22 protein-coding genes are annotated in these 23,988 nt (G+C 61.6%); 5 read left to right on the forward strand and 17 right to left on the reverse strand.

The genetic code is table 11. The features are described 5' to 3' along the window. Positions 1–13: 13 nt before the first annotated feature. Together B0D71_RS14030 and B0D71_RS14035 are read left to right on the forward strand one after the other, a co-directional pair. The gene (locus tag B0D71_RS14030; RefSeq protein WP_103395288.1) at positions 14–1,432 is read left to right on the forward strand and encodes an aminotransferase; all 1,419 of its coding nucleotides are present in this window, start codon (positions 14–16) and stop codon (positions 1,430–1,432) included. Further along, the gene (locus B0D71_RS14035) at positions 1,429–2,337 is read left to right on the forward strand and encodes a helix-turn-helix domain-containing protein (RefSeq protein ID WP_103395289.1); all 909 of its coding nucleotides are present in this window, start codon (positions 1,429–1,431) and stop codon (positions 2,335–2,337) included. Before B0D71_RS14030 ends, B0D71_RS14035 begins: the two co-directional genes overlap by 4 nt. A gap of 538 nt (positions 2,338–2,875) precedes the next feature. Here B0D71_RS14035 and paaZ read toward each other — a convergent pair. The 17 genes from paaZ to paaF form a co-directional block, all read right to left on the reverse strand. Next, positions 2,876–4,945, reverse strand: coding sequence for a phenylacetic acid degradation bifunctional protein PaaZ (gene paaZ / locus B0D71_RS14040; protein WP_103395290.1), 2,070 nt, complete (start codon positions 4,943–4,945; stop codon positions 2,876–2,878). Positions 4,946–5,003: 58 nt separating this feature from the next. Next, positions 5,004–6,257, reverse strand: coding sequence for an OprD family porin (locus B0D71_RS14045; protein ID WP_103395291.1), 1,254 nt, complete (start codon positions 6,255–6,257; stop codon positions 5,004–5,006). A gap of 33 nt (positions 6,258–6,290) precedes the next feature. After that, positions 6,291–7,937, reverse strand: coding sequence for a cation acetate symporter (locus B0D71_RS14050; protein ID WP_103395292.1), 1,647 nt, complete (start codon positions 7,935–7,937; stop codon positions 6,291–6,293). Continuing rightward, the gene (locus B0D71_RS14055) at positions 7,934–8,242 is read right to left on the reverse strand and encodes a DUF485 domain-containing protein (protein WP_103395293.1); all 309 of its coding nucleotides are present in this window, start codon (positions 8,240–8,242) and stop codon (positions 7,934–7,936) included. The genes B0D71_RS14050 and B0D71_RS14055 overlap by 4 nt, the downstream gene beginning before the upstream one ends. 179 nt (positions 8,243–8,421) lie before the next feature. Next, the gene (gene paaE / locus B0D71_RS14060; protein WP_103395294.1) at positions 8,422–9,498 is read right to left on the reverse strand and encodes a 1,2-phenylacetyl-CoA epoxidase subunit PaaE; all 1,077 of its coding nucleotides are present in this window, start codon (positions 9,496–9,498) and stop codon (positions 8,422–8,424) included. A 34-nt stretch (positions 9,499–9,532) separates the two neighbouring features. Next, entirely contained in the window at positions 9,533–10,066 is a 534-nt protein-coding gene (gene paaD, locus B0D71_RS14065) for a 1,2-phenylacetyl-CoA epoxidase subunit PaaD (protein ID WP_103395295.1), read from the reverse strand. Then, positions 10,053–10,814, reverse strand: a complete 762-nt coding sequence (gene paaC, locus B0D71_RS14070; RefSeq protein ID WP_103395296.1) for a 1,2-phenylacetyl-CoA epoxidase subunit PaaC — start codon at positions 10,812–10,814, stop codon at positions 10,053–10,055. The genes paaD and paaC overlap by 14 nt, the downstream gene beginning before the upstream one ends. Before the next feature lie 8 nt (positions 10,815–10,822). Further along, entirely contained in the window at positions 10,823–11,104 is a 282-nt protein-coding gene (gene paaB / locus B0D71_RS14075; RefSeq protein WP_007943393.1) for a 1,2-phenylacetyl-CoA epoxidase subunit PaaB, read from the reverse strand. A gap of 28 nt (positions 11,105–11,132) precedes the next feature. Further along, positions 11,133–12,122 (reverse strand): 1,2-phenylacetyl-CoA epoxidase subunit PaaA, encoded by a 990-nt coding sequence (gene paaA, locus B0D71_RS14080; RefSeq protein ID WP_103395297.1) that lies wholly within the window; start codon positions 12,120–12,122, stop codon positions 11,133–11,135. 823 nt (positions 12,123–12,945) lie between these two features. Next, complete coding sequence (locus B0D71_RS14085) at positions 12,946–13,782, reverse strand: IS3 family transposase (RefSeq protein WP_240635652.1); 837 nt, start codon at positions 13,780–13,782, stop codon at positions 12,946–12,948. Further along, positions 13,779–14,084 (reverse strand): transposase, encoded by a 306-nt coding sequence (locus tag B0D71_RS31835; protein ID WP_240635653.1) that lies wholly within the window; start codon positions 14,082–14,084, stop codon positions 13,779–13,781. The genes B0D71_RS14085 and B0D71_RS31835 overlap by 4 nt, the downstream gene beginning before the upstream one ends. A 491-nt stretch (positions 14,085–14,575) precedes the next feature. Beyond that, complete coding sequence (gene paaK, locus B0D71_RS14090; RefSeq protein WP_103395298.1) at positions 14,576–15,901, reverse strand: phenylacetate--CoA ligase PaaK; 1,326 nt, start codon at positions 15,899–15,901, stop codon at positions 14,576–14,578. 99 nt (positions 15,902–16,000) lie between these two features. Continuing rightward, positions 16,001–17,212: a 3-oxoadipyl-CoA thiolase gene (gene pcaF, locus B0D71_RS14095; protein WP_103395299.1), complete on the reverse strand. Its 1,212-nt coding sequence runs from the start codon at positions 17,210–17,212 to the stop codon at positions 16,001–16,003. Continuing rightward, positions 17,205–17,654 carry a hydroxyphenylacetyl-CoA thioesterase PaaI gene (gene paaI, locus B0D71_RS14100; RefSeq protein ID WP_103395300.1) on the reverse strand — a complete coding sequence of 150 codons (450 nt, stop codon included), beginning with the start codon at positions 17,652–17,654 and terminating at the stop codon, positions 17,205–17,207. Before paaI ends, pcaF begins: the two co-directional genes overlap by 8 nt. Further along, positions 17,647–19,164 (reverse strand): 3-hydroxyacyl-CoA dehydrogenase PaaH, encoded by a 1,518-nt coding sequence (paaH, locus tag B0D71_RS14105; protein WP_103395301.1) that lies wholly within the window; start codon positions 19,162–19,164, stop codon positions 17,647–17,649. Before paaH ends, paaI begins: the two co-directional genes overlap by 8 nt. A gap of 3 nt (positions 19,165–19,167) precedes the next feature. After that, positions 19,168–19,959, reverse strand: a complete 792-nt coding sequence (gene paaG, locus B0D71_RS14110; RefSeq protein WP_103395302.1) for a 2-(1,2-epoxy-1,2-dihydrophenyl)acetyl-CoA isomerase PaaG — start codon at positions 19,957–19,959, stop codon at positions 19,168–19,170. 51 nt (positions 19,960–20,010) lie between these two features. After that, positions 20,011–20,784: a 2,3-dehydroadipyl-CoA hydratase PaaF gene (gene paaF / locus B0D71_RS14115; RefSeq protein ID WP_103395303.1), complete on the reverse strand. Its 774-nt coding sequence runs from the start codon at positions 20,782–20,784 to the stop codon at positions 20,011–20,013. A 348-nt stretch (positions 20,785–21,132) separates the two neighbouring features. On the opposite strand from paaF, the gene paaY reads away from it, so the two are divergent. From paaY to feaR, 3 genes are all read left to right on the forward strand, one after another. Then, positions 21,133–21,729 carry a phenylacetic acid degradation protein PaaY gene (gene paaY / locus B0D71_RS14120; protein WP_103395746.1) on the forward strand — a complete coding sequence of 199 codons (597 nt, stop codon included), beginning with the start codon at positions 21,133–21,135 and terminating at the stop codon, positions 21,727–21,729. Positions 21,730–21,886: 157 nt separating this feature from the next. After that, positions 21,887–22,810: a phenylacetic acid degradation operon negative regulatory protein PaaX gene (gene paaX, locus B0D71_RS14125; RefSeq protein ID WP_008003007.1), complete on the forward strand. Its 924-nt coding sequence runs from the start codon at positions 21,887–21,889 to the stop codon at positions 22,808–22,810. Positions 22,811–22,911: 101 nt separating this feature from the next. Beyond that, complete coding sequence (gene feaR, locus B0D71_RS14130; protein ID WP_103395304.1) at positions 22,912–23,826, forward strand: transcriptional regulator FeaR; 915 nt, start codon at positions 22,912–22,914, stop codon at positions 23,824–23,826. Positions 23,827–23,988 lie beyond the last annotated feature (162 nt).

Raw genomic sequence — 23,988 nt, forward strand, 5'->3', positions numbered from 1 at the left:
TAGAGGTTTATTTATGGCGACGCCAACACGCACCGTTTTTTCCCCAGCGGACGAGTCCCGGCTGGTCAAGGCCGACAAGGCTCACCATATGCACGGCTATCACGTGTTCGACGAACACGCCGAGCAGGGCTCGTTGAACATCGTCGCCGGTGATGGCGCCTACATCTACGACACTCAGGGCAACCGCTTTCTCGATGCGGTGGGTGGCATGTGGTGTACCAACATTGGCCTGGGTCGCGAGGAAATGGCCGAGGCCATCGCCGATCAGGTGCGCCAGCTGGCCTACTCCAATCCGTTCTCCGACATGTCGAACAATGTCGCCATCCAGTTGTGCGAAAAACTCGCCAGTCTGGCCCCCGGCGACCTCGACCATGTGTTCCTGACCACCGGCGGCTCCACCGCCGTGGACACCGCGTACCGGCTGATCCAGTACTATCAGAACTGCCGGGGCAAACCCGAGAAGAAGCACGTCATCGCGCGTTTCAACGCCTATCACGGCTCCACCACCCTGACCATGTCGATCGGCAACAAGGCCGCCGACCGCGTGCCGGAGTTCGACTACGCCAACCCGCTGATCCACCACGTCTCCAACCCGAACCCGTACCGCGCGCCGGACGGCATGGACGAGGCACAGTTCCTCGAGTTTCTGGTCAAGGAGTTCGAAGACAAGATCCTCTCGATTGGCGCGGACAAGGTCGCCGGCTTCTTCGCCGAGCCGATCATGGGCTCGGGCGGGGTGATCATTCCGCCCCAGGGTTACCTCAAGCGCATGTGGGACGTGTGCCAGCGCTACGACATTTTGTTCGTCGCCGACGAAGTGGTGACCTCGTTCGGTCGTTTGGGCAAATTCTTTGCCTCCTACGATGTATTCGATGTGCAGCCGGACATCATCACCACCGCCAAGGGCTTGACCTCGGCTTACCTGCCGCTGGGCGCGTGCATCTTTTCCGACCGCATCTGGAAGGTCATCGCCGAGCCGGGCAAGGGCCGCTGCTTCACCCACGGCTTCACCTACAGCGGCCATCCGGTGTGCTGCACGGCGGCGCTGAAGAACATCGAAATCATCGAACGGGAAAACCTGCTGGCCCATGTCGACACGGTGGGTGCCTATCTGGAAGAGCGCCTGGCAACCCTGCGGGATTTGCCGCTGGTGGGGGATGTGCGCTGCCAGAAACTCATGGCCTGCGTGGAGTTCGTCGCCGATAAACGCACCAAGGCGCTGTTTCCCGACGCGATCAACATCGGCGAGAAAATCCACGTGCGGGCCCAGGCCCGGGGGTTGTTGGTGCGGCCAATCATGCACCTGAACGTGATGTCGCCACCGCTGATCCTGACGTTTGCCCAGGTCGATGAAATCGTCGAGACCCTGCGCGAGTGCATTGTCGAAGTGGCAGCGGAGCTTCAGGCCAGCGGTCAGTATGGCGGCCAATGAATTCGCCACACAGGCTGTTACCAAGGGGCTGCACTCCCGCTAGACTGCGGGGCATGAGCAAACCAAACGACGATACGCTGATCGCAATGCCCTTCGGGGCATTGCACAAATGGCATGGGGGAATGCGCGAGGCATTCGCCCATATCGATGAGCCTGACGCCCTGCAATACCTGGCGTCAGCGTTGGCGCAGCTGGTGTCCGTCGAGTCGATGATGATCAGCCTGGAGCGCAAGGACCGCGCGCCACAGTTGCTGCATCAGCGCGGGATTGCGCAGGAATATCAGGTCTCGATTCTTGAACGCTATTTTGCCGGGGGCTATTTGCTCGACCCGTTCTGCCTGGCGGTGGAGCAGGGATTGGCGCAAGGCTTCTATCACCTGGAGGAAATTGCCCCGGACAATTTCTTCGACAGTGACTATTACAAATCCTATTACCTGAAGGCGGGCTGCTCGGAAGACAGCTACTACATCGTCGATACCGGCAATGACACGAAGATCTCCGTCAGCCTCTATCAGGGTTTCGGCGGTGAATGTCTCAGCGTCGAACAGTTGAATCTGTTGCGCGCCGTCGAACCGCTGGTGCGCGAATTCATCAGCGAATTCAGCCAGCGCGGGATGCTGCGCAGTCACGAGATCCAGTGCGATAAAGACCAGGGCCTGCGCGATGATCTCAAGCACCGGGTGCAGTCGGCGTTCGAGCATTTCGGCAGTGACTTGCTCACCGAGCGCGAGCGGGAAGTGGCACACATGATCCTGCGAGGGCATTCGGTGAAATCCACCGCCAGCCAGATGAACATCTCGCCGGAAACCGTACGCATGCACCGCAAGAACCTGTATTTGAAGCTGGAGGTGGGCTCGCAGTCGGAATTGTTTGCGCTGTTTATCGAGTGGTTGCGCAAGCACTGATCACAACCCAGAGCCAACGTAGGAGCAAGCTTGCTCGCGAAAAACCCAAGAGCACCGCGTTCATCCAGAAAACGCGTGCCATCGTTCACGTCCATCGCGAGCGCTCCTACAGTTGTAATTGATCGACCACAGATTTTTCAGCCATCCCGGAACCCTGTAGGAGCGAGCTTGCTCGCGAAGAACCTGAGAACAACGCGTTCATCCAGAAAGCGCGTGCCATCGTTCACGACCATCGCGAGCAAGCTCGCTCCTACAGGTGTAATTGATCGACCACAGATTTTTCAGCCAACCCGGAATTCTGTAGGAGCGAGCTTGCTCGCGAAGAACCTGAGAACAACGCGTTCATCCAGAAAGCGCGTGTCATCGTTCATGACCATCGCGAGCAGGCTCGCTCCTACAGTTGTAATTGATCGACCACAGATTTTTCAGCCAACCCGGAATTCTGTAGGAGCGAGCTTGCTCGCGAAGAACCTGAGAACAACGCGTTCATCCAGAAAGCGCGTGCCATCGTTCACGTCCATCGCGAGCAGGCGTTGCGTCAGTCTTCGCGTTTTACGACCAAGGTGAGAATGTCATAGCTCGCCACCAACTCACCCAACTGGTTGGTCACTTCCACATCCCACGCCACCACCCCTTGCGGGATGCCCTGCGGGCTCTTCTTGCCCTGGTCGATCTTGCGTTTGCAGGTCAGGCGCGCCTGGATGGTGTCGCCGATGCCTACCGGGTTGATGAAGCGCAGGGTGTCCAGGCCGTAGTTGGCCAGTACCGGGCCGACGCCAGGGGAGACGAACAGACCGGCAGCCGCCGACAGCACGAAGTAGCCGTGGGCGATGCGCTTGCCGAACTGCGATTCCTTGGCGGCGATGTCGTCGAAGTGCATGTAGAAGTGGTCGCCCGACAGGCAGCCGAAGTTCACCAGGTCCGCTTCGGTGACGGTGCGGCGGTGAGTCAGCAGCGATTCGCCGATCTGCAGGTCCTGGAAGTAGCGACGGAACGGATGCACGTCGGTCTCGATGACCTTGGCGCCGCGCACGAACTCGCCGGTGACCGCCGCCAGCATGGTCGGCGAACCTTGCACCGCCGCGCGTTGCAGGTAGTGCTTCACCGCACGCAGGCCGCCGAGTTCTTCGCCGCCGCCGGCACGACCCGGGCCACCGTGCTTGAGCTGCGGCAACGGCGAGCCGTGGCCGGTGGATTCGCCGGCGCAGTTGCGATCCAGCACCAGCAGGCGCCCGTGCAGGGCTGCCGCCACCGGAATCGCCTTGGCGGCGATTTGTGGGTCCTTGGTCACCAGGCTGGCCACCAGGCTGCCTTTGCCGCGAGCGGCCAGGGCCAGGGCTTCGTCCAGATCGTCGTAGGCCATCAGGGTGCTGACCGGGCCGAATGCTTCGATATCGTGGGCACCGCCCTCGGCATGCGGGTCGCGGGCTTGCAACAGGGTCGGGGCGAAGAACGCACCTTTGTCGACATTTTCACCACGCGGTTCAAAACCGTCACGGGCGCCGAACAGCATGTCGCTGCTCTGCAACAGGGCTTCCAGACGCTCGGCCACGTCTTTCTGCTGATCGTGGGAGGCCAGCGCGCCCATGCGCACGCCTTCCACCGACGGATCGCCAACCACCACCTTGGCCAGACGATCACGCAGGCGCGTGGCGACCGCATCAATGTGCTTGGCCGGGACGATGGCGCGGCGGATGGCGGTGCATTTTTGCCCGGCCTTGGTGGTCATTTCCCGGGCGACTTCCTTGATGAACAGCTCGAATTCTTCGTCATCCGGGGTCACGTCCGGGGCGAGGATCGCGCAGTTCAGCGAGTCGGCCTCGGCGGTGAACGGCACCGAGTTGCGGATCAGGTTCGGGTTGACCCGCAGCTTGGCCGCGGTGTCGGCGGAACCGGTGAAGGTCACCACGTCCTGGCCTTGCAGGCGGTCGAGCAGGTCGCCGGTGCCGCCGATGATCAGTTGCAGGCTACCCGCTGGCAGCAGGCCCGATTCGTCCATCAGGCGCACCACGGCTTCGGTCAGGTAGCTGGTGGCGCTGGCGGGTTTGACGATGCACGGCATGCCGGCGAGGAAGCTCGGCGCGAACTTTTCCAGCATGCCCCAGATCGGGAAGTTGAAGGCGTTGATGTGCACCGCCACGCCACCGCGCGGCACCAGAATGTGCGTGCCGGCGAAGGTGCCCATTTTGCTCAGCTGCAGGGCCGGGCCTTCGTGGACGACATTGCCCGATGGCAGTTCTCGCGAGCCGAGACTGGCGTAGGTGAACAGCGTGCTGTTGCCGCCTTCGATGTCGATCCAGCTGTCGGCGCGGGTGGCGCCGCTGTGGTGGGAAATCGCGTAGAGCTGTTCCTTGCGCTCGCTCAGGTACAGGGCCAGGGCCTTGAGACGCTGGGCGCGCTGCTGGAAGTCCAGTGCCATCAGGCCGCTGATGCCCTGGCGACGGCCGTGCTCGACTGCCTCGGCGAAGTCCGGGCGCTCCTCATGGGTGCGGGCGATTTCATGGCCGTCGATGGCGCTGCGCAGCACTTGTGCGCCGTGTTGGCCGATCCAGCGACCGGCGATGAAACTCTGCAGGGTAGGGGCATGCAGTGTAGGTGAAGAGGACATCACGATTGCTCCTGATTGTGAACGGTTGTGGCGCGGTCGCGACCGCGCCCTTTCGGAATTACCAAAGCGCCAGGGTGTAACCGACGATCAGCCGGTTTTCATCGAGGGCGGTCGTCAAGCCATCGCCGGAGCGGAAGGTCACGTTGCGCCAGCGCAGGCTGACGTTCTTCAACACACCGCTCTGGATGACGTAGCTGATATCGGTGTCGCGCTCCCATTCGCTTCCGTTGTCGACGCTGCCTGCCTTGACGTGGCGGCCGTCGGTGTAGCGGGTCATGAAGGTCAGGCCGGGAATGCCTTGCGCTGCGAAGTCATAGTCGTAACGCAGCTGCCAGGAATCTTCTTCGGCGCGGGTAAAGGTGTTGAAAGTCACCAGGTTGACCACGTACGGATCGCCGCCGTTGAGGAACGGAAAGGCGCTGTCGCCGGACAGTTGCTGGTAGGCGGCACTGACCTTGTGGGCACCGTGGGACAGGGTGAACATGCTGTTGAAGTTGCGGTTGTCGATGCGCCCGGCCCGTTCGGCACCGTCGCTCCGGCTGTCGAAGTAACGCAGGTCGCTGCGCAGGTTGAAGCCGTTGCCCAGTGGCTGCGTATGCACCAGTCCGGCGAATTGCTGGCGATAGATCTGGTCGAGCTTGCCGTAGTAGTAGCTCAGGTTCAGTTGCGGACTGAACGCGTAGCTGCCGCCACCGAAGTCGAAGTGATCGCTGCTGGCGGCGGCGTAGCCGATGTCATCATTGCTGGACGAGTCGCGCAGGTTGGCCTTGGTCAGGCGTCCGGCATTCACCGTCAGGCCGTCGATTTCCTGGCTGGTCAGCAAGCCACCTTCAAAGGTCGAGCCCAGCAGGCGTGTGTCGTTGTAAGTCGCCACTGGCAACAAGGGTTGCAGGGTGCCGAGTTTCAACACGCTCTTGGATACCCGCACTTTGCCGGTCAGGCCCAGTTCACTGTACTCGTCGTCGGGTTCGTGGCTCTGCGGGCCGAACGGCAGCAGCCCGGTGCCACGGCGATCCGGGCTGGAGTCGAGTTTCAGCCCCAGTTCGCCCAGCGCGTCGAGACCGAAACCGAAGGTGCCGTCGGTGAACCCGGATTCCACACGCGCAGTGAAGCCTTGGGCCCATTCTTCGGCCTTGGATTGTGGGGCGTTGTCCTGGCGGAAATCGCGGTTGATGTAGTGGTTACGCATTTCGATACGGGCCTTGCTGTCGCCGATGAAGTCGGCCATGGCGCTGGTGGCGACCATGGGCAGACTCAATGCGGCGGCCAGCGAAAACAGTGATTCAAAAGGTGCAGTACGAGCGGGTCTCATTATTTTTATTCCCTGCCAACTGGTCGGTCGTTGTTAGTGTTTGCTGGCGCCGGAGGCACCGATGCCGGTCATCGAACGGATGAACTGCGCCAGGTAACGGCCACGCTCAAGGGCTGCACGGGGCGAGGTGTCGGTGACGGAAAACAGCCATGCACTGAAGAACGCCAGGCTCATGGAAAACAGGGCCGGGTTGGAGTACGGGAACAGCGCCTTATCGTGATGCATTACGTTGACCCACACCGCTGGGCTCAGTACCAGCAGGACAATCGCCGAGACCAGTCCGGACAGACTGCCGATGACTGCGCCGCGGGTGGTCAGGCCTTTCCAGTACATCGAAAGGAACAGCACCGGGAAATTCACCGACGCGGCAATGGCCAGCACCAGGCCGGAGAGGAAAGCAATGTTTTGCGATTCGAACAGCAGGCCGAGGATGATCGCCAGCACACCGATGCACAGGGTGGCGATACGCGATACGCGCATCTCTTGTTGCTCGCTGGCCTGGCCCTTGCGTATCACGCAGGCATACAGGTCATGGGACACCGCCGAGGCGCCGGACAGTGCCAGCCCGGCAACCACCGCCAGGATGGTGGCGAAGGCGACCGCCGAGATGAAACCGAGGAACAGGTTGCCACCCACGGCCTGGGCCAGGTGTACAGCAATCATGTTGCCGCCGCCGATGATCGCACCGCTGGCGTCGCGGAACGTCGGGTCGGTGCCGACCATGACGATGGCGCCGAAGCCGACGATGATCAGCAGCAAGTAGAAGTAGCCGATGAAACCGGTGGCGTAGAACACGCTTTTACGCGCTTCCTTGGCATCGCTGACGGTGAAGAAACGCATCAGGATGTGCGGCAGACCAGCGGTGCCGAACATCATGCCAAGCCCTAAGGAAATCGCATCGATCGGGTTGGACAGCAAACCGCCGGGCGCCATGATCGCGTTACCCTTGGCGTGCACGGCGGTGGCGCCGGCAAACATCGCTTCAGTGCTGAAGCCGAAATGCTTGAGCACCATGAATGCCATGAAGGTGGTGCCGAACAGCAGCATCACCGCCTTGATGATCTGCACCCAGGTGGTGGCGAGCATGCCGCCGAAGGTTACGTAGAACACCATCAGCACGCCGACCAGCATCACTGCATAGAGGTAGTCGATGCCGAACAGCAATTCGATCAGCTTGCCAGCGCCGACCATCTGCGCCACCAGGTACATCAGGGCCACGGTCAGGGTGCCGAAGGCCGAGGTCAGGCGCACCGGCGTCTGTTCCAGGCGATAGGAAACCACGTCGGCGAAGGTGTATTTCCCGAGGTTGCGCAAACGCTCGGCAATCAGGAACAGGATGATCGGCCAGCCGGCCAGCACGCCCAGGGCGTAGAGCAAGCCATCGTAGCCATTGAGGAACATCATCGCGGAAATGCCCAGGAAGGACGCCGCCGAGATCATGTCGCCGGCAATCGCGAGGCCGTTCTGGAAGCCGGTCATGCCTCCACCGGCGGTGTAGAAGTCGCTGGCGGAACGGGTACGCAGTGCCGCCCAGCGCGTCACGCCGAGGGTGAACAGTACGAATACCAGGAACATGCCGATGGCGTTCCAGTTCAGTGGGCGGGACGCGCCGTCGGCGGCCAGCGCAACATCAGTGACCACCGCCAGCGGCAGCAGGAACAAGGCAAGAAGGCGGCTCATCGGGCGCACTCCTGCTTGAGTTTTTCATTCAGCGGGTCGATCACGTTGTTGGCGCGATAGACATAGAAACCCGTCAAGGCAAAGGCCAGCACCACGATCACCACACCCACCAGCATGCCTACGGTGGTCACGCCGCCGCTCAGGGATTGGCCGAGGGTGGAGGGCGAGAACGCCACCAGCAACACGAAGCCGAAGTAGATCACCAGCATGATCAGCGACAACGACCAGTAGAGTTTCTGCTTGCGTCGCACCAACTGGATGAAGTTGGGGTGTTGGTGGATGAGTTCTATGTCTTGCGGGCTCATGGTGACTCTCCTTTGTTGTTTTTGTTGTGGGTGAAACGGTGTATTCGGGTTGGAACCGGACCCCTGTAGGAGCGAGCCTGCTCGCGATGGACCCGAGATCGCCGCGGGGTATCAGGCATCCAGCGTTATCGTTGACGACCATCGCGAGCAGGCTCGCTCCTACAGGGGGTTGTGTTGTTTCAGAGCTGATCGAAATCCAGCACAACCTTGTCGCTGATCGGGAAGGCCTGGCATGACAGCACGTAGCCGGCGGCCACTTCGTAGTCTTCCAGGGCGTGGTTGCTGTCCATTTCCACTTCGCCTTCGATGACCTTGCACTTGCAGGTCGAGCACACGCCGGCCTTGCACGAGTAAGGCAATTCGGCGCCTTGGGCGTTGCCCGCGTCGAGGATGCTCTGGCTGTTGCGCGGCAGGTCGAAGGCCAGCGCGCGGCCGTCGCTGATGACGGTGATCTGGCTGACCGCTGAATCCACTTGGCGCGCCGCCTCACGGGCTTCGCGTTTTTGCTGGCTGCCGGCGGCGGCGAACAGTTCGAAATGGATGCGCTCAGGCGCCATGCCCTTGGCCTTGAGGCGGTCGCGCACGGTCTCGGTCATTTCCTGCGGGCCGCAAATGAAGGCGGCGTCGAGGGTTTTGACATCGAGCCAGCGGCTGAACAGTTGCTCGCACTTCTCGGCGTTGATCCGGCCGTTGTACAGGTCGACGTCCTGCTGCTCGCGGCTGAACACGAAGATCAGGTTCAGGCGTTGCAGGTAGCGGTTCTTCAAATCTTCAAGCTGCTCGCGGAACAGCGCGCCGGAGCTGGAACGGTTGCCGTACAGCAGGGTCACGCGGCTGTGGGGCTCGGTTTCCAGGGTGGTCTTGATGATCGACAGGATCGGCGTGATGCCACTGCCCGCCGCCACAGCCAGGTAATGACCGTGGCGTTGCGGGTCGAGTTCGACGCAGAAGTGCCCGGCGGGTGGCATCACTTCCAGGACGTGCCCGGCCTTGAGCTGATCGTTGGCAAACGCGGAAAAACGACCGCCGGCCACACGTTTGACGGCGATGCGCAATTCACCGTCGTTGACTCCGGTGCAGATCGAGTAGGAGCGGCGCACTTCTTCGCCGTCCAGTTGCGTGCGCATCACCAGGTGCTGGCCCTGGGTGAAGTGAAAGCTGTCTTGCAGGTCCTGCGGAATGTCGAAGGCGATGGACACCGCGTCACGGGTCTCGGCGCGCACGTCCTTGATGGTCAGGCTGTGAAATTTGCTCATTGTTGTTCTCCAGCTGGGACGGCCGATTCGCCGCTCAGATGCACTTGAAATAGTCGAACGGTTCCCGGCAATCGACGCAGCGGTACAGGGCCTTGCACGCGGTGGAGCCGAACTCGCTGAGCACCTCGGTGTGGGCGCTGCCGCATTGCGGGCACACAACCTGCGGGCTTTCGCCAAGCAGGCTGCGCTTGCTGGTGCTGCCTTCGGGCGGCGCAATGCCATAGGCGCGCAGGCGCTCGCGGCCGCTGTCGCTGATCCAGTCGGTGGTCCAGGCCGGGGTCAACTTGCGCTCAAGTAGCGGCGCCTTGAATCCGGCGAGTTCCAGGGCTTCGCGGATATCGCTCTCGATCACTTCGGTGGCCGGGCAACCGGAGTAGGTCGGCGTGACCACCACGTGAAGGTGACCGGCCTGCCAGTCCAGGTCGCGGACGATGCCGAGGTCGACCACGCTGACCACCGGCACTTCCGGGTCCATGACCTCTGCCAAAATCGCCCACGCGGCGGCCAGGTCGGTCGGTTGAGCCGGCCGGGCGCCGAGGTCGCTGGCGATCAGCTCACCAGGTTGCATCGGGGTACGCTCGTGGCAGGAACTGCATTTCGGCCAGCAGGATGCCCAGGTGTTCGGTGTGCAGGCCCTTGCGTGCATTGAGGTAGAAATAGCTCGGTGCGGCGGGCAGGGGCAGGGTGGCGCTGGTGAAGATCTGCTGAACCTTGGCCTGCCACTGCGCGGCGACGCTGGCGATGTCCGGCGTGATGCCGGCGTCGCACAGGCGCTGTTCGCTGTCGTCGGCGGCAATCAGTTCGACGGTGAAACGCCAGACTTCGGGAATCGCCGCGAGCATGCGCTGGTGGCTTTCCTCGGTGCCGTCGCCCATACGTTCGATCCACTCGCCGGAGCGGCGCAGGTGATAGGTCACTTCCTTCACGGCTTTGGCGGCAATCCCGGCAATGCGTTCGTCGCTGGACTGGCTCAGGCCCTGCAGCACCGGCAAATGCCAGGCGTCATAGAGGAACTGCTTGAGCATGGTCACCGCGAAGTCGCCGTTGGGTTGTTCCACCAACAGCAGGTTGCGGTAGGCGCGCTCGTCACGACGGAACGCCAGGTGATCGGCATCGCGGCCGTCGTCCAGCAGTTCGGCGGCGTATTCCAACCAGTTGCGTGCCTGGCCCACCAGGTCGAGGCCGACGTTCATCAGCGCCAGCTCTTCTTCCAGTGCCGGGGCCTTGCCGCACCATTGGCACAGGCGCTGGCCCTGGATCAGGGCGCTGTCGCCGAGGCGCAACAGGTATTCGATCAGATCAGTCTTGTTGTCCATGGTCGACCTCACATGTGCCCGACTTCGGCCGGCAGCTCGTAGAAGCTGGCGTGGCGGTAAACCTTGTCGTCCGATGGATCGAACAGCGGGTCTTTTTCATCCGGCGACGAAGCCGTGATCAGTGCCGAAGGCACCACCCACAGGCTTACGCCTTCGCTACGACGGGTGTACAACTCGCGCGCGTTCTCGATGGCCATGGTGGTATCGGCGGCATGCACGCTGCCGACATGCTTGTGGTTCAGGCCGTGCTTGCTGCGCACGAAGACTTCGAAGAGGGTCCACTCGGACATTTCAGTTACTCCACATCAGGTGGCCGGATCAGGCGGCGTTCTTGTTTTGTTTTTTGCGGGCGTGGGCGACGGCGGCTTCACGGACCCAGGCACCGTCTTCAATCGCCTTGCGGCGGGTGGCGACGCGTTCCTGGTTGCACGGGCCGTTGCCCTTGAGCACTTCGTAGAATTCGTTCCACTGGATTTCGCCGAAGTCGTAGTGGCCGCGTTCGGCGTTCCACTTCAGGTCCGGGTCGGGGCAGGTGCAGCCCAGCAGCTCCAGCTGCGGGATGGTCTGGTCGACGAAGCGCTGGCGCAGTTCGTCGTTGCTCTGGCGCTTGATCTTCCAGGCCATGGACTGGGCGCTGTTGGGCGAGTGTTCGTCGCTTGGACCGAACATCATCAGCGACGGCCACCACAGGCGGTTGATCGCGTCCTGGACCATGTCTTTTTGCGCCTGGTTACCGTGGCGCATCATGGTCAGGAGGATTTCGTAGCCCTGGCGCTGGTGGAAGCTCTCTTCCTTGCAGATGCGCACCATGGCCCGGGAGTAGGGGCCGTAGGAGGTGCGCTGCAGCACCACCTGGTTGACGATCGCCGCACCATCCACCAGCCAGCCCACCGCGCCCATGTCGGCCCAGTTCAGCGTCGGGTAATTGAAGATGCTCGAATACTTGGCCTTGCCGCTGTGCAGCTTGGCGACTTCTTCATCACGGTCGGCCCCCAGGGTTTCCATGGCGCTGTACAGGTACAGGCCGTGGCCGGCTTCGTCCTGAATCTTGGCCATCAGTTGCAGTTTGCGTTTGAGCGACGGCGCGCGGGTGACCCAGTTGCCTTCGGGCAGCATGCCGACGATTTCGGAGTGGGCGTGCTGGGAAATCTGCCGGATCAGGGTCTGGCGGTAGGCATCTGGCATCCAGTTCTTTGCTTCGATCTTGATTTCTGAATCGATTTTTTCCTGGAAGGCGCGTTCCTGTTCGGACATTTCCGAGAGGTCCTTGATGCGCTTTACGCCTGTTTCTACTAGCTGTGCGTACATTTTGAGTTCCCGCCTTGAATCTGTTCTGGGGCATGGGGAACTTTATAAGCGATACATAAATTAATATCAAACACAAAATGACGTGTCGTATTTGTTTTTTGTATCTCTTTGGGGGAGTGGTCTGTTTTTTTTGGGGGGGCAGGGTGGTCGGTGTACATATCCATTCCTGCGGTAACGGCGGCTTATGGTTTTGCCCTTACGGCGAGTCCCTTTTGGCAAACGCCGAACGCCACAAAAGGAACCAAAAGGTCTCGCCCCGAACGTACGGCCCCTCGCTAAGGCTCGGCGTTCCTTCGCTCCGGCATTCATCCGGGGGCATCGCCCTCCGGTTGGCTTCGCTGGCACCTACATGCGATGAGTTCGACTGCGTCGAACGGCGCTGCGCGCCAATCCCCGGATGAACACCGGAACGAGGCCTTCCGATGGGGCGGGTGGATCAAGATCAAGAGCTGCAGGCGAGCTAACGCTCGGCCTGTTGAGTGGTGAGGAGCGTCTGTTTACGCCGATCTGCTGTGCTCTTCTGTGGGAGCGAGCCTGCTCGCGAAAAACGTCCGGACAACGCGTGCTTCCAGACAGTTCGCGTAATCGTTGACCTCCATCGCGAGCAGGCTCGCTCCCACAAGGGATGTGTGTCGCTCACAAGACCTGTAGGAGCCGGCTTGCCGGCGATGGACTCCCGTGTGTCGCGTTTGTCCGGTTCTCTCGCGTCATCGTTGACGACCATCGCGAGCAGGCTCGCTCTCACAAGGGATGTGTGTCGCTCACAAGACCTGTAGGAGCCGGCTTGAACTGGTCAAGTAATCCCGGACACCGATTACGGTGTTTATGCCGCTTTTTGCTCCATAGCTATTGGCGACAGGTAGTTGTTATAGCTGTGGAGCCTGGTGCGGTTGTAGTACATGAAGAAGCGCACCATGTCGGTTTTTGCTTCCTCGACCATGCTGTAGCCGCTGCGGGGAACCCATTCTGATTTCAGTGTGCCGAAAAAACGCTCTGTTGGAGCGTTGTCCCAGCACTGTCCGCGATGACTCATGCTTTGCAAAATGCCGTGGCGGGCCAGTTCTTCTTGAAACTTGCGGCTGGTGTACTGACAGCCCTGATCCGAGTGGAACATCAGCCCCGGCGGGCAGGTTCGTACCTCTGTCGCCATGCGTAGCGCCTTGCTGACCAAGTTGGCGTCATTGACTAGAGAGAATGCCCAGCCAATGACTCGACGAGCAAACAGGTCAATTACGATGGCCAGGTGAACCCAGCGCTTGCCCACCATCAAACTGGTAACGTCGCCACACCAGACCTGATCAACAGCAGTCGGTTTGAAGTTGCGTTTGAGTCGATTAGGCGCAACAAATGCTTCAACCCCCTTGGACCTGAATGGATGCGGCTGGCGTTGTTTACTGACAATGTTTGCCTCCCTCATCAGCGCTCTGACAAGACTCCTTCCGACCGCTATGTTTTGCGAATTCAGGCCCTTGCTGATCATCCTGGAGCCCATGGCTTCACGGCTTTCGCTGTGAAGCTCAACCACTTTCAGCTTGAGCTCCTCGCGTCTGACCTGCGGCTTGGCGAGCCGCTGAAGCCACTCATAAAAGCTGCTGCGCTTCACATCGAAAACACGACACAGCAAGGCGGTCGGGAATGACTCTCTAAGCTCCGCAATCATCGAAAACGATCGGGATCCGACATCAAGAGAGCGGTAGCCTTTTTTAAGATCTCGGCTTCCATCTCCATGCGCTTGATCTTGGCTTTTAACTCCTGGATCTGGCGCTGATCCTCGGTAATCGCCTTGGTGCCTTTGACTGGCTGTCCCTCGCGTTCCTTGCGAACCTGATCGACCCAGCGCCGTAAAGCGGTGGGCCCAATATCCAGCGATGCACAAACATCTGGAACCGGACAGTTATCATCAAGCACCATGCTGGCAGCCTGAAGCTTGAACTCGCGGGTGTAGACCTTTCTTTCGTTCATGGAACCTCCAAGTTGGCGAAATCATATCGCCCTTAAGAGGTGTCCGGAATAATTAGGCCAGTTCAGCTTGCCGGCGATGGACTCCCGTGTGTCGCGTTTGTCCGGTTCTCTCGCGTCATCGTTGACCTCCATCGAGAGCAGGCTCGCTCCCACAAGGGATGTGTGTCGCTCAAAAGACCTGTAGGAGCCGGCTTGCCGGCGATGGACTCAAGTGCGCCGCGTTTGTCCGGTTCACACGCGTCATCGTTGACGTCCATCGCGAGCAAGCTCGCTCCCTCAAGGGATGTGTGTCGCTCACAAGACCTGTAGGAGCCGGCTTGCCGGCGATGGACTCAAGTGCGCCGCGTTTATCCGGTTCACACGCGTTATCGTTGACGTCCATCGTGAGCAGGCTCGCTCCCACAGAAAAACTGATGGGTGTGCACCCAATGCCCAAAAAAAGCCCCGCAAAAGCGGGGCCATAAAGGGTGCAGCAGTCATGCTTTAGGAAGTCATGCTTTCGGACGCTTATCCACCACGTGGCAAGCCTTGCCTTCCGAGCGCTTGATCGAATGGAAAGGCTGCAAAACGATCCGCGAACTGATCCCGATATACGTCTTGATGTGCTTGCTCAACTCCCCACAAACAGCCTTCTGCTGCTCATCGGTCAGGTGCTGATGCTCAGCCTTGAGCTCAACATGCACATCAACGCTGTCCAGGTTGCCATTGCGATACAGATGGATCTCATAGCACTCGGCAAGTTGTTTAACTTTGAGGACCTGTTCCTCGATCTGCGTCGGAAACACGTTGACCCCACGGATGATCAGCATGTCATCGCTACGCCCGGTGATCTTGTCGATACGGCGCATCGGCCGCGCCGTACCCGGCAGCAGGCGGGTGAGGTCGCGGGTGCGGTAGCGGATCATTGGCAGGGCTTCTTTGCTGAGCGAGGTGAACACCAGTTCGCCCATCTGCCCGTCGGGCAGCACTTCGCCGGTCACCGGGTCGATGATTTCCGGGTAGAAGTGGTCTTCCCAGAGGGTCGGGCCGTCCTTGGTTTCGGCGCATTCCATGGCGACACCTGGCCCCATGATTTCCGACAGACCGTAGATGTCCAAGGCGGTGATGCCCAAGCGTTGCTCGATGGCGCTGCGCAGTTCGGCGGTCCACGGCTCGGCACCGAAGATGCCCAGGCGCAGGGCCAGTTTGTGCGGGTCGATGCCCTGGCGCTCGATTTCATCGGCGATGTTGAGCATGTAGGACGGCGTGACCATGATGATGTCCGGCTGGAAATCCTTGATCAATTGCACTTGTTTCTCGGTCTGGCCACCGGACATTGGAATCACCGTGCAACCCAGGCGTTCGGCGCCGTAGTGCGCGCCGAGGCCGCCGGTGAACAGGCCGTAGCCGTAGGAGATGTGCACCTTGTCGCCACGGCGGCCACCGGCGGCGCGGATCGAGCGGGCGACGACGTTGGCCCAGGTGTCGATGTCGTTCTGGGTGTAGCCGACCACGGTCGGCTTGCCGGTGGTGCCGCTGGACGCGTGCAGGCGCACGATGTCGTTCATTGGCACGGCGAACATGCCGTAGGGGTAGTTGTCCCGCAGGTCGGATTTGGTGGTGAAGGGGAATTTCGCCAGGTCGTCCAGGGATTTGATGTCATCCGGGTGCACGCCCAGTGCATCGAAGCGCTGACGGTACAGCGGCACGTTGTTGTAGGCGTGGTTCAGGCTCCAGCGCAGGCGCTCCAGTTGATGCTGGCGCAGCTCGTCGATGCTGGCGGTTTCCAGCGGGTCCAGCACAGGGTTCAGCACGGCTTGGGCAATTGGCATGTTCATGTGTTCACTCGAATTGTTTTTGTGTTCCAGCCCTTTTGCACAAGGGCTTTGAGTGCATGCCCCAAGGATACCTCTCGGCTCCTTGGGAATCGCGATTCTTTAGTGGGATAGACGCTCGATGATCAGCGCGATCCCTTGGCCAACGCCGATGCACATGGTGCACAGGGCGTAGCGGCCATTACGTTCTTCAAGCTCATGCAGGGCGGTGGTGACCAGGCGTGCGCCACTCATGCCCAGCGGGTGGCCAAGGGCGATGGCGCCGCCGTTGGGGTTGACCCGTGGATCGACGTCGCTCAAGCCCAATTCGCGCAGTACGGCAAGGCCCTGTGCGGCGAAGGCTTCGTTGAGCTCGATCACGTCCATGTCGGCCAGGCTCAGGTTGGCCACTTCCAGTACTTTGCGGGTCGCGGGTACCGGGCCGATGCCCATGATCCGGGGTTCGACACCAGCAGTGGCCATCGCCACGACCCGGCCACGGGCGGTCAGGCCGTGGCGTTTGGCGACTTCCGGGCTGGCCAGCAATAGCGCGCAGGCACCGTCGTTGACCCCGGAGGCGTTGCCGGCGGTGATGCTGCCGCCTTCGCGGAACGGCGTGCCGAGTTTCGCCAGCTGTTCAAGGGTCGTGTCGCCGCGCGGGTGTTCGTCGTGCTCGACCACTTTGGCCGGGCCTTTGCGCTGGGGGATTTCCACCGCGACGATTTCCTTCGCCAGGCGTCCGCTCGCCTGGGCGGCGGCGGCGCGTTGCTGGCTGCGCAGGGCGAAGGCGTCCTGGTCGGTCCTGGAGATGTTGAACTGTTCGGCGACGTTCTCCGCCGTTTCCGGCATGGAATCGATGCCATAGGCCTTTTTCATCAACGGATTGACGAAGCGCCAGCCGATGGTGGTGTCGAAGATCTCGGCCGAACGGGAAAACGCCTGCTCCGCCTTGCCCATCACCAGCGGCGCGCGGGACATGGATTCGACGCCACCGACCAGCATCAGCCCGGTTTCGCCACTGCGAATCGCCCGGGCGGCGGTGCCGATGGCATCCAGCCCGGAGCCGCACAGGCGATTGAGGGTGGTGCCTGGCACGCTGACCGGTAACCCGGCCAGCAGCGCCGACATGCGCGCGACGTTGCGGTTGTCTTCACCGGCCTGGTTGGCGCAGCCGTAGATCACATCGTCGACCGTGTTCCAGTCCACTTGCGGGTGACGGCGCAGCAGTTCGCGCAACGGCACCGCGCCGAGGTCGTCGGCACGCACGCTGCTCAGCACGCCGGCGTAGCGGCCAATCGGGGTGCGGACTGCGTCGATGATCAGGGCGTCATTCATTCGGGGTCTCCTGCGTCAGCACCGGGCCGCGCACTTTGTAGGATTTGCCATGGAACAGGGCGATCAACTGGCCCTGCTGGTTTTCGATGCGCACGTCGTAGTTGCCGGTGCGACCGGAACGGCTCTGCTCGATGCAGTCGGCGTTCAGCGTGTCGCCCAGGCGGGCCGGGGCGATGTAGTCGATGCTGCAACCGATGGCCACGGTGGCTTCGTTGTAGCTGTTGCAGGCAAAGGCGAACGCCGAATCGGCGAGGGCGAACAGGTAGCCGCCGTGGCAGGTGCCGTGGCCCTGGACCATGTCGGCCCGCACCGTCATGCCCACTCGCGCGCAGCCGGGGCCGGCGCAAAGCAGGCGCATGCCCATGGCCTGGCTGGCGGCGTCGCGCTGGAACAGCGATTGCGCGCATTCACTGGCCAGGGACATGGCTTCATGGTTAGTCATGGAAGTTTCTCCCTTCGGCAACCCGGCGGCGCAACAACAGCGACGGCCGGTAACGTTCTTCGCCATAACTGGCTTGCAGGTTTTCCAGCGTTTTAAGAAGGTGCGACAGGCCGATGGCATCGGCCCAGGCCAGCGGCCCTTGTGGGTAATTGACCCCGGCGCGCATGGCCAGGTCGATGTCGGCGGCCGAGGCCACGCCTTGCAGCAGGGCGTCGGCGGCTTCGTTGGCGAGCATCGCCACGGTGCGCAGTACGGCGAGGGCCGGGCTGTCGCTGAGCAGGCTGATCTTGAGGCCGGCTCGTTGCAGCAGGGCAACGCCTTGTTCAAGTGCCTGCGGGTCGATACCGGCCGCGTAACTGATCGCGATGCGCTGGGCTTTGCCGAAGTCGAATGCCAGGTCCAGCAGGATCAGATTGCGCAGCCCGTCTTCGCGAGCCCGCTGGCAGGCCATGCGCCCGTCGCTCAAGGCCAGCACGGCGTCACCGACGCGCAGCAAGCCTTGACCGTCGCGCTGGATGATCTCGACGCCTTGTTCACGCAAGCGAGCAATCAAGCCTTGGGCGATGCCCAGGTCGCCTTCGACAACGCACGCGTCTACGGTGGCATCGCTACTGATTTGAGCGGCTTGCGGTCGCTGCGCGCCTTGGGCGTAGCTGTAGAAACCCTGACCGCTCTTGCGCCCCAGACGCCCGCCGTCCACCAGATCTTTCTGGATCAGCGACGGCAGGAAGCGGGTGTCCTGGTAATAGGCGTCGAACACCGAGCAGGTCACGGCATAGTTGACGTCGTGGCCGATCAAATCGGTCAGTTCGAACGCGCCCATGGCAAACCCGCCGGCTTCGCGCATCAGCGCATCCAGGGTTGGGCAATCGGCAGCGCCTTCCTGCAACAGCCGCAGGCTTTCGGCATAGAACGGCCGGGCCACGCGGTTGACGATGAAACCCGGCGTCGAACGGGTGTGTACCGGCTTTTTACCCCAGGCCTTGGCCGTGTCGTACAGGCACTCGGCGAGTGCCGGATCGCTGGCCAGCCCGGAGACGATTTCCACCAGCGCCATCACCGGCGCCGGGTTGAAGAAATGCAGGCCGAGCAAGCGCTTCGGATGTTCAAGCTGCGCGGCGATGCTGGTGATCGACAGCGACGAGGTGTTGCTGGCCAGAATGCAGTGTTCGCCGCAGATGCCTTCGAGCTGGCGGAACAGCGCGCGCTTGACCTCAAGGTTCTCAACGATGGCTTCGATGATCAGGTCGCAGTCGGCCAGGGCCTCGATGGTTTCCACGGCTTGCAGGCGAGCAATGGTTGCGCTGCGCGACTCGGCGGACAGCTTGCCACTCTCGACCCGTTTGCCCAGTTGCCGATCGATGCCTTCAATGCCCTGAGCGGCAGCGCCTGGGCGATTGTCCAGCAGCAGCACCGGATGCCCGGCCTGTGCCGCGACCTGGGCAATCCCCGCGCCCATGGCTCCGGCGCCGATCACCGCGATGCGTGCAGAAGTGTTCAGTGCAGTCATGACTCAGCGTCCCTTGAAACTTGGGGTGCGTTTTTCCATGAAGGCGCCGACGCCTTCGCGATAATCCTCGCTGCGCCCGGCCAGGCGTTGCAGGTCGCGCTCCAGTTCCAGCTGTTCGTCGAAGCTGTTGCTCAGGCTGGCATTGAGGCTGCGTTTGATCAGCGCCAGGCCGTAGGTCGGCTGAGTGGCGAGGTGACGGGCCAGTTTCAAGGCTTCATCGCGCAGCTCGGCGTCTTCCACGCAGCGGTAAATCAAGCCCCATTGCTCGGCTTGTTCAGCGCTCAGGCGATTGCCGAGCAAAGCCAAAGCCTTGGCGCGGGCCATGCCGACCAGGCGCGGCAGGGTCCAGGTGCCACCGGAATCCGGGATCAGGCCGATCTTGCAGAACGCCTGGATGAAACTGGCCGAACGGGCTGCCAGCACCAGGTCGCAGGCCAGCGGAATGTTGGCGCCGGCGCCAGCGGCAACGCCGTTGACCGCGCAAATCACCGGCAGCGGCAGGTCGCGCAACTGGCGGATCAGCGGGTTGTAGAACTTCTCGATGGATTCGCCCAAGTCCGGCACGGCGCTGCCTGGCGCGACATTGCGGTCGCTCAGATCCTGCCCGGCGCAGAAACCACGGCCTTCGCCGGTCAGCAGCAGTACGCGCACGTCCGGGTTTTGCCGCACTTGCTTGAGCGCTTCCTTCACTTCGCCATGCATCTGGGTGTTGAAGCTGTTGAGCTGGTCTGGCCGGTTGAGGCTGAGCAGGGCGACGCCGGCCTCGATGGAAAACAGGATGTGTTCGAAGTTCATGGTCTTGGCGCTCTCTTGGAGGTCATTCGAATTCGGAGTTCAGTGGCCGCTTTATTGCCCGGTGAAAGTCGGGCTGCGTTTTTCCTGAAAGGCTGCAATGCCTTCATCGCGGTCGCGGGTGCCGGCCAGCACGGTGAAGGCATGGCGCTCGAAGCGCAGGCCGCTGGCCAGGTCGGTGTCCATGGCCTTGAGCAGTGCTTCCTTGGCCAGGCGCACCGCCAGCGGTGCCTTGGCGGCAATGCTGCGGGCGATGTGCAGGGCGCGCTCGACGGTGAACTCCGGCTGGGTCACTTCGCTGACCAGGCCGGCGCGCTGGGCCTGGCGAGCGTCGATCGGCTCGCCAGTGAGCACCATCTGCATGGCCATGGATTTACCGACGGCGCGCAGCAGGCGTTGGGTGCCGCCGGCGCCGGGCATGATCCCGAGGTTGATTTCCGGCTGGCCGAAGCGCGCGTCTTCGCCGGCAATGATGATGTCGGCGTGCATCGCCAGTTCGCAGCCACCGCCGAGGGCGAAGCCGTTGACGGCGGCGATCAGTGGTTTGCTGAAGCGGGTGATGGTTTGCCAAGAGGTCTGGCGCGGGTCGTCGAGGATGCCGACCAGGTTGCGTTCGGCCATTTCTTTGATGTCGGCGCCGGCGGCGAAGGCCTTGCGGCTGCCGGTGAGGACCACGACGCGGGTGTCCGGGTCGGCTTGCGCGATGTTCAGTTCATTGGCCAGCTCGCCCAGCAACTCGGTGGTCAAGGCATTCAGGGCTTGTGGGCGCTGCAGGGTAATCAGGCGGACGCCAGGCTCGATCAATTCGATGGCAAGGGTTAGAGGCATGGCGGATGCCCTCACGGTGCACGCTCGGCGTGGTGCCGGCTCGTTGTTGGATCGGCCGCAGGGGCCGGTTTTGCCCAAGTATAGCTATAACGTGATACGTAAAAGCAATACGAAAATAGATTTAATGTGTCTTATTGGTGAGGGTTTCTATTTTAATGTCTGCTGTTCTATCGGCGCTTGTAGTGGTTTTTACTCAGTGTTTATTGGGTTTTATCTCGATTTTTGCGCCTTGTTCGCATTCGTCGGAAAGCGCTATTTTAAGTGATACGCTTTTTAGTCTTTGTGCTTGTAAAAGTGATGTGATACAAAATGAGTCATTATTTGCATCGCTTTGTGAAGGACGCTTTCATGACCTGTTACAGCCTTGATGGCCTGACTCCAGTGGTTGACCCGAGCGCCTATGTGCATCCATCCGCCGTATTGATCGGTGACGTGATCATCGGCCCCCATTGCTATGTCGGTCCGCTGGCCAGCCTGCGCGGGGACTTCGGGCGGATCGTGCTGGAGGAGGGCGCCAACCTGCAGGACACCTGCGTGATGCACGGTTTCCCCGAGAGCGACACCGTGGTCGAGCGCAACGGTCACATCGGTCACGGCGCGGTGCTGCACGGTTGCCGGATCGGCGCCGACGCATTGGTGGGCATGAATGCGGTGGTCATGGACAACGCCCGGATCGGCCCGCGTTCGTTCGTTTCGGCGGCAGCGTTCGTCAAGGCCGGCTTCGAATGCCCGGAACAGTCGCTGGTCATGGGCGCACCGGCCAGCATCAAGCGCCGCCTCAGCGATCAGGAAGTGGCTTGGAAGCAGGCCGGCACCCGGGAGTATCAGCAACTGGCCCAGCGTTGCCTTGAGCAGATGCAGGTGTGTGAGCCGCTGAGCGAACCGGAGCCGGATCGCCCGCGTATCAGCGACAGAGGGTTGCGGCCAAAGGGCAGCGCCTTGTGAATACGGCCCCTTGTAGGAGCGAGCCTGCTCGCGAAGGTGGGTCAGCTACCCTGGCGTTGGCTGACACACCATCGCCAGCAGGCTGGCTCCTACAAGGGATTGGGCTTAACGAGCTGGCATTCGGTATATTCCTTTTCTTTTTTCGCACGGAACGCCCATGTCGTCCCTGACTCCCTTGAACCATCTGATTACCCGCTTCCAGGAGCAGACGCCGATCCGCGCCAGTTCCTTGATCATCACGTTGTACGGGGATGCCATCGAACCCCATGGCGGCACCGTGTGGCTGGGCAGCCTGATTCAATTGCTCGAACCCATCGGCATCAACGAGCGGTTGATCCGCACCTCGATTTTTCGCCTGACCAAGGAAGGCTGGCTGACCGCCGAGAAAGTCGGCCGCCGCAGTTACTACAGCCTGACTGGCACCGGTCGCCGGCGTTTTGACAAGGCGTTCAAGCGGGTCTACAGCACCACGATGCCGGCCTGGGATGGTTCCTGGTGCCTGGTGATGCTCTCGCAGCTGACCCAGGACAAACGCAAACAGGTGCGCGAGGAACTGGAGTGGCAAGGCTTCGGCGCGATTTCGCCGGTGGTTCTGGCCTGTCCGCGCAGTGACCGTTCCGATGTCAACGCGACCCTGCTCGACCTGGGCGTCCAGGAAGACACCATCGTCTTCGAAACCACTGCCCAGGACGTGCTTGCCTCCAAGGCCCTGCGCCTGCAAGTGCGCGAGAGCTGGAACATTGAGGAGTTGGCCGCGCACTACAGCGAATTCATCCAGTTATTCCGGCCACTCTGGCAAGCCCTGCGCGAGCAGGAAAACCTGCAACCGGCCGACTGCTTCCTGGCGCGGGTGCTGTTGATTCACGAGTACCGCAAGCTGCTGCTGCGCGACCCGCAACTGCCGGACGAGTTGTTGCCCGGCGATTGGGAAGGCCGCGCCGCTCGCCAGTTGTGCCGCAACATTTACCGATTGATTTACGCCAAGGCCGAGGAATGGCTGAACGCTGCTCTGGAAACGGCCGACGGCCCGTTGCCGGATGTCGGTGAAAGTTTCTATCGGCGTTTTGGCGGACTGAAATAGCACGTCATTGTTCAGGGACTGGTGCGGTTCAGGAGACTCGAAGCATCCGATGTCGTGTGGATTGACGTAGACAATAAAAATAAGCCTGCGTGAGGCCTGACATGATTTCTACAACAGCACAGCGCCATGATGGGTTCGACCAGTGGATCCATCAGATCAACCAGATCTGTGGCGCCTTCAACGCACAACCCCTGGGCAGCGAATTTGCCGGGCGCATCCGCGAATACCAGAGCGATGCGCTCAAGCTCAGTTTCGTCGATGCATGCCAGGCGCGGCTGTTCCGCACGCCGCAGGAAGTCGCGGCGGGCGAGGGCGGCAAGTACTTCGCGGTGTTCCAGCTCGACGGCACGGCGGGCATGGCCCAGGGCGACGACAAAGTCCTGCTGTCCCCCGGCGACATCACGCTGATCGATGCTGCGCGGCCCAGTGACTTCACCTACAGCGAAAACTCCCGGCAGTTGTCGCTGATCCTGCCGTATCAACTGGTCGAGCAAACCCTGCGCTTCAATCAGGTCAAGTGCGGCCACCGGATTGCCGCGACTTCGCCCATCGCGATGCTCTCGCACCGGCTGATCCTCGATGCCACTCGCCAGCCGCACCTGACCCGACAGGAAAGCGAAGCGACCCTGGAGGCGATTGTCAGCCTGCTGCGCCCGGCCATCAGCCAGGCTGAGGATGGCGAGGATTCCCATGAGCGCATCTTCCGCAAGACGCTCACCTGCATCGACGAAAACATTCGCTCCGAAGACCTGTGCCCGGAATGGCTGGCGCGCGAAGTGGGCATGTCCACCCGCGGCCTGTACCGGATGTTTGCCAAGAAGGGATTGGTGGTGGCGCGCTACATCAAGAACCGTCGCCTGGACCTGTGCGCCGAATCCCTGCGCCGCTCAGGGAGGGAGCAGAAGTTGTCGGTGCTGGGGTATTCGTGGGGCTTTTCCGATTCGAGTTACTTCTCTACCGCGTTCAAGTCGCGCTTCGGCATTGCGCCGGGGGAGTATCGCAAGCGGTATGCTTGATCGGTTGCCTGAGCACCGCATAACCCTGTGGGAGCGGGCTTGCCCGCGCGGACCGGGCTCAACAGTGGGCTCTTTTGTAGCAGGCGTTCGGGTCGGCCACGGCGTCGAAGCGTTGCAAGGCTCCGGCACCGCTATCGGCCTGTTGTGTCCCCCTCAAGGTTT

It is taken from the genome of Pseudomonas laurylsulfativorans (assembly GCF_002906155.1).
Taxonomy (GTDB): Bacteria; Pseudomonadota; Gammaproteobacteria; order Pseudomonadales; family Pseudomonadaceae; genus Aquipseudomonas; species Aquipseudomonas laurylsulfativorans.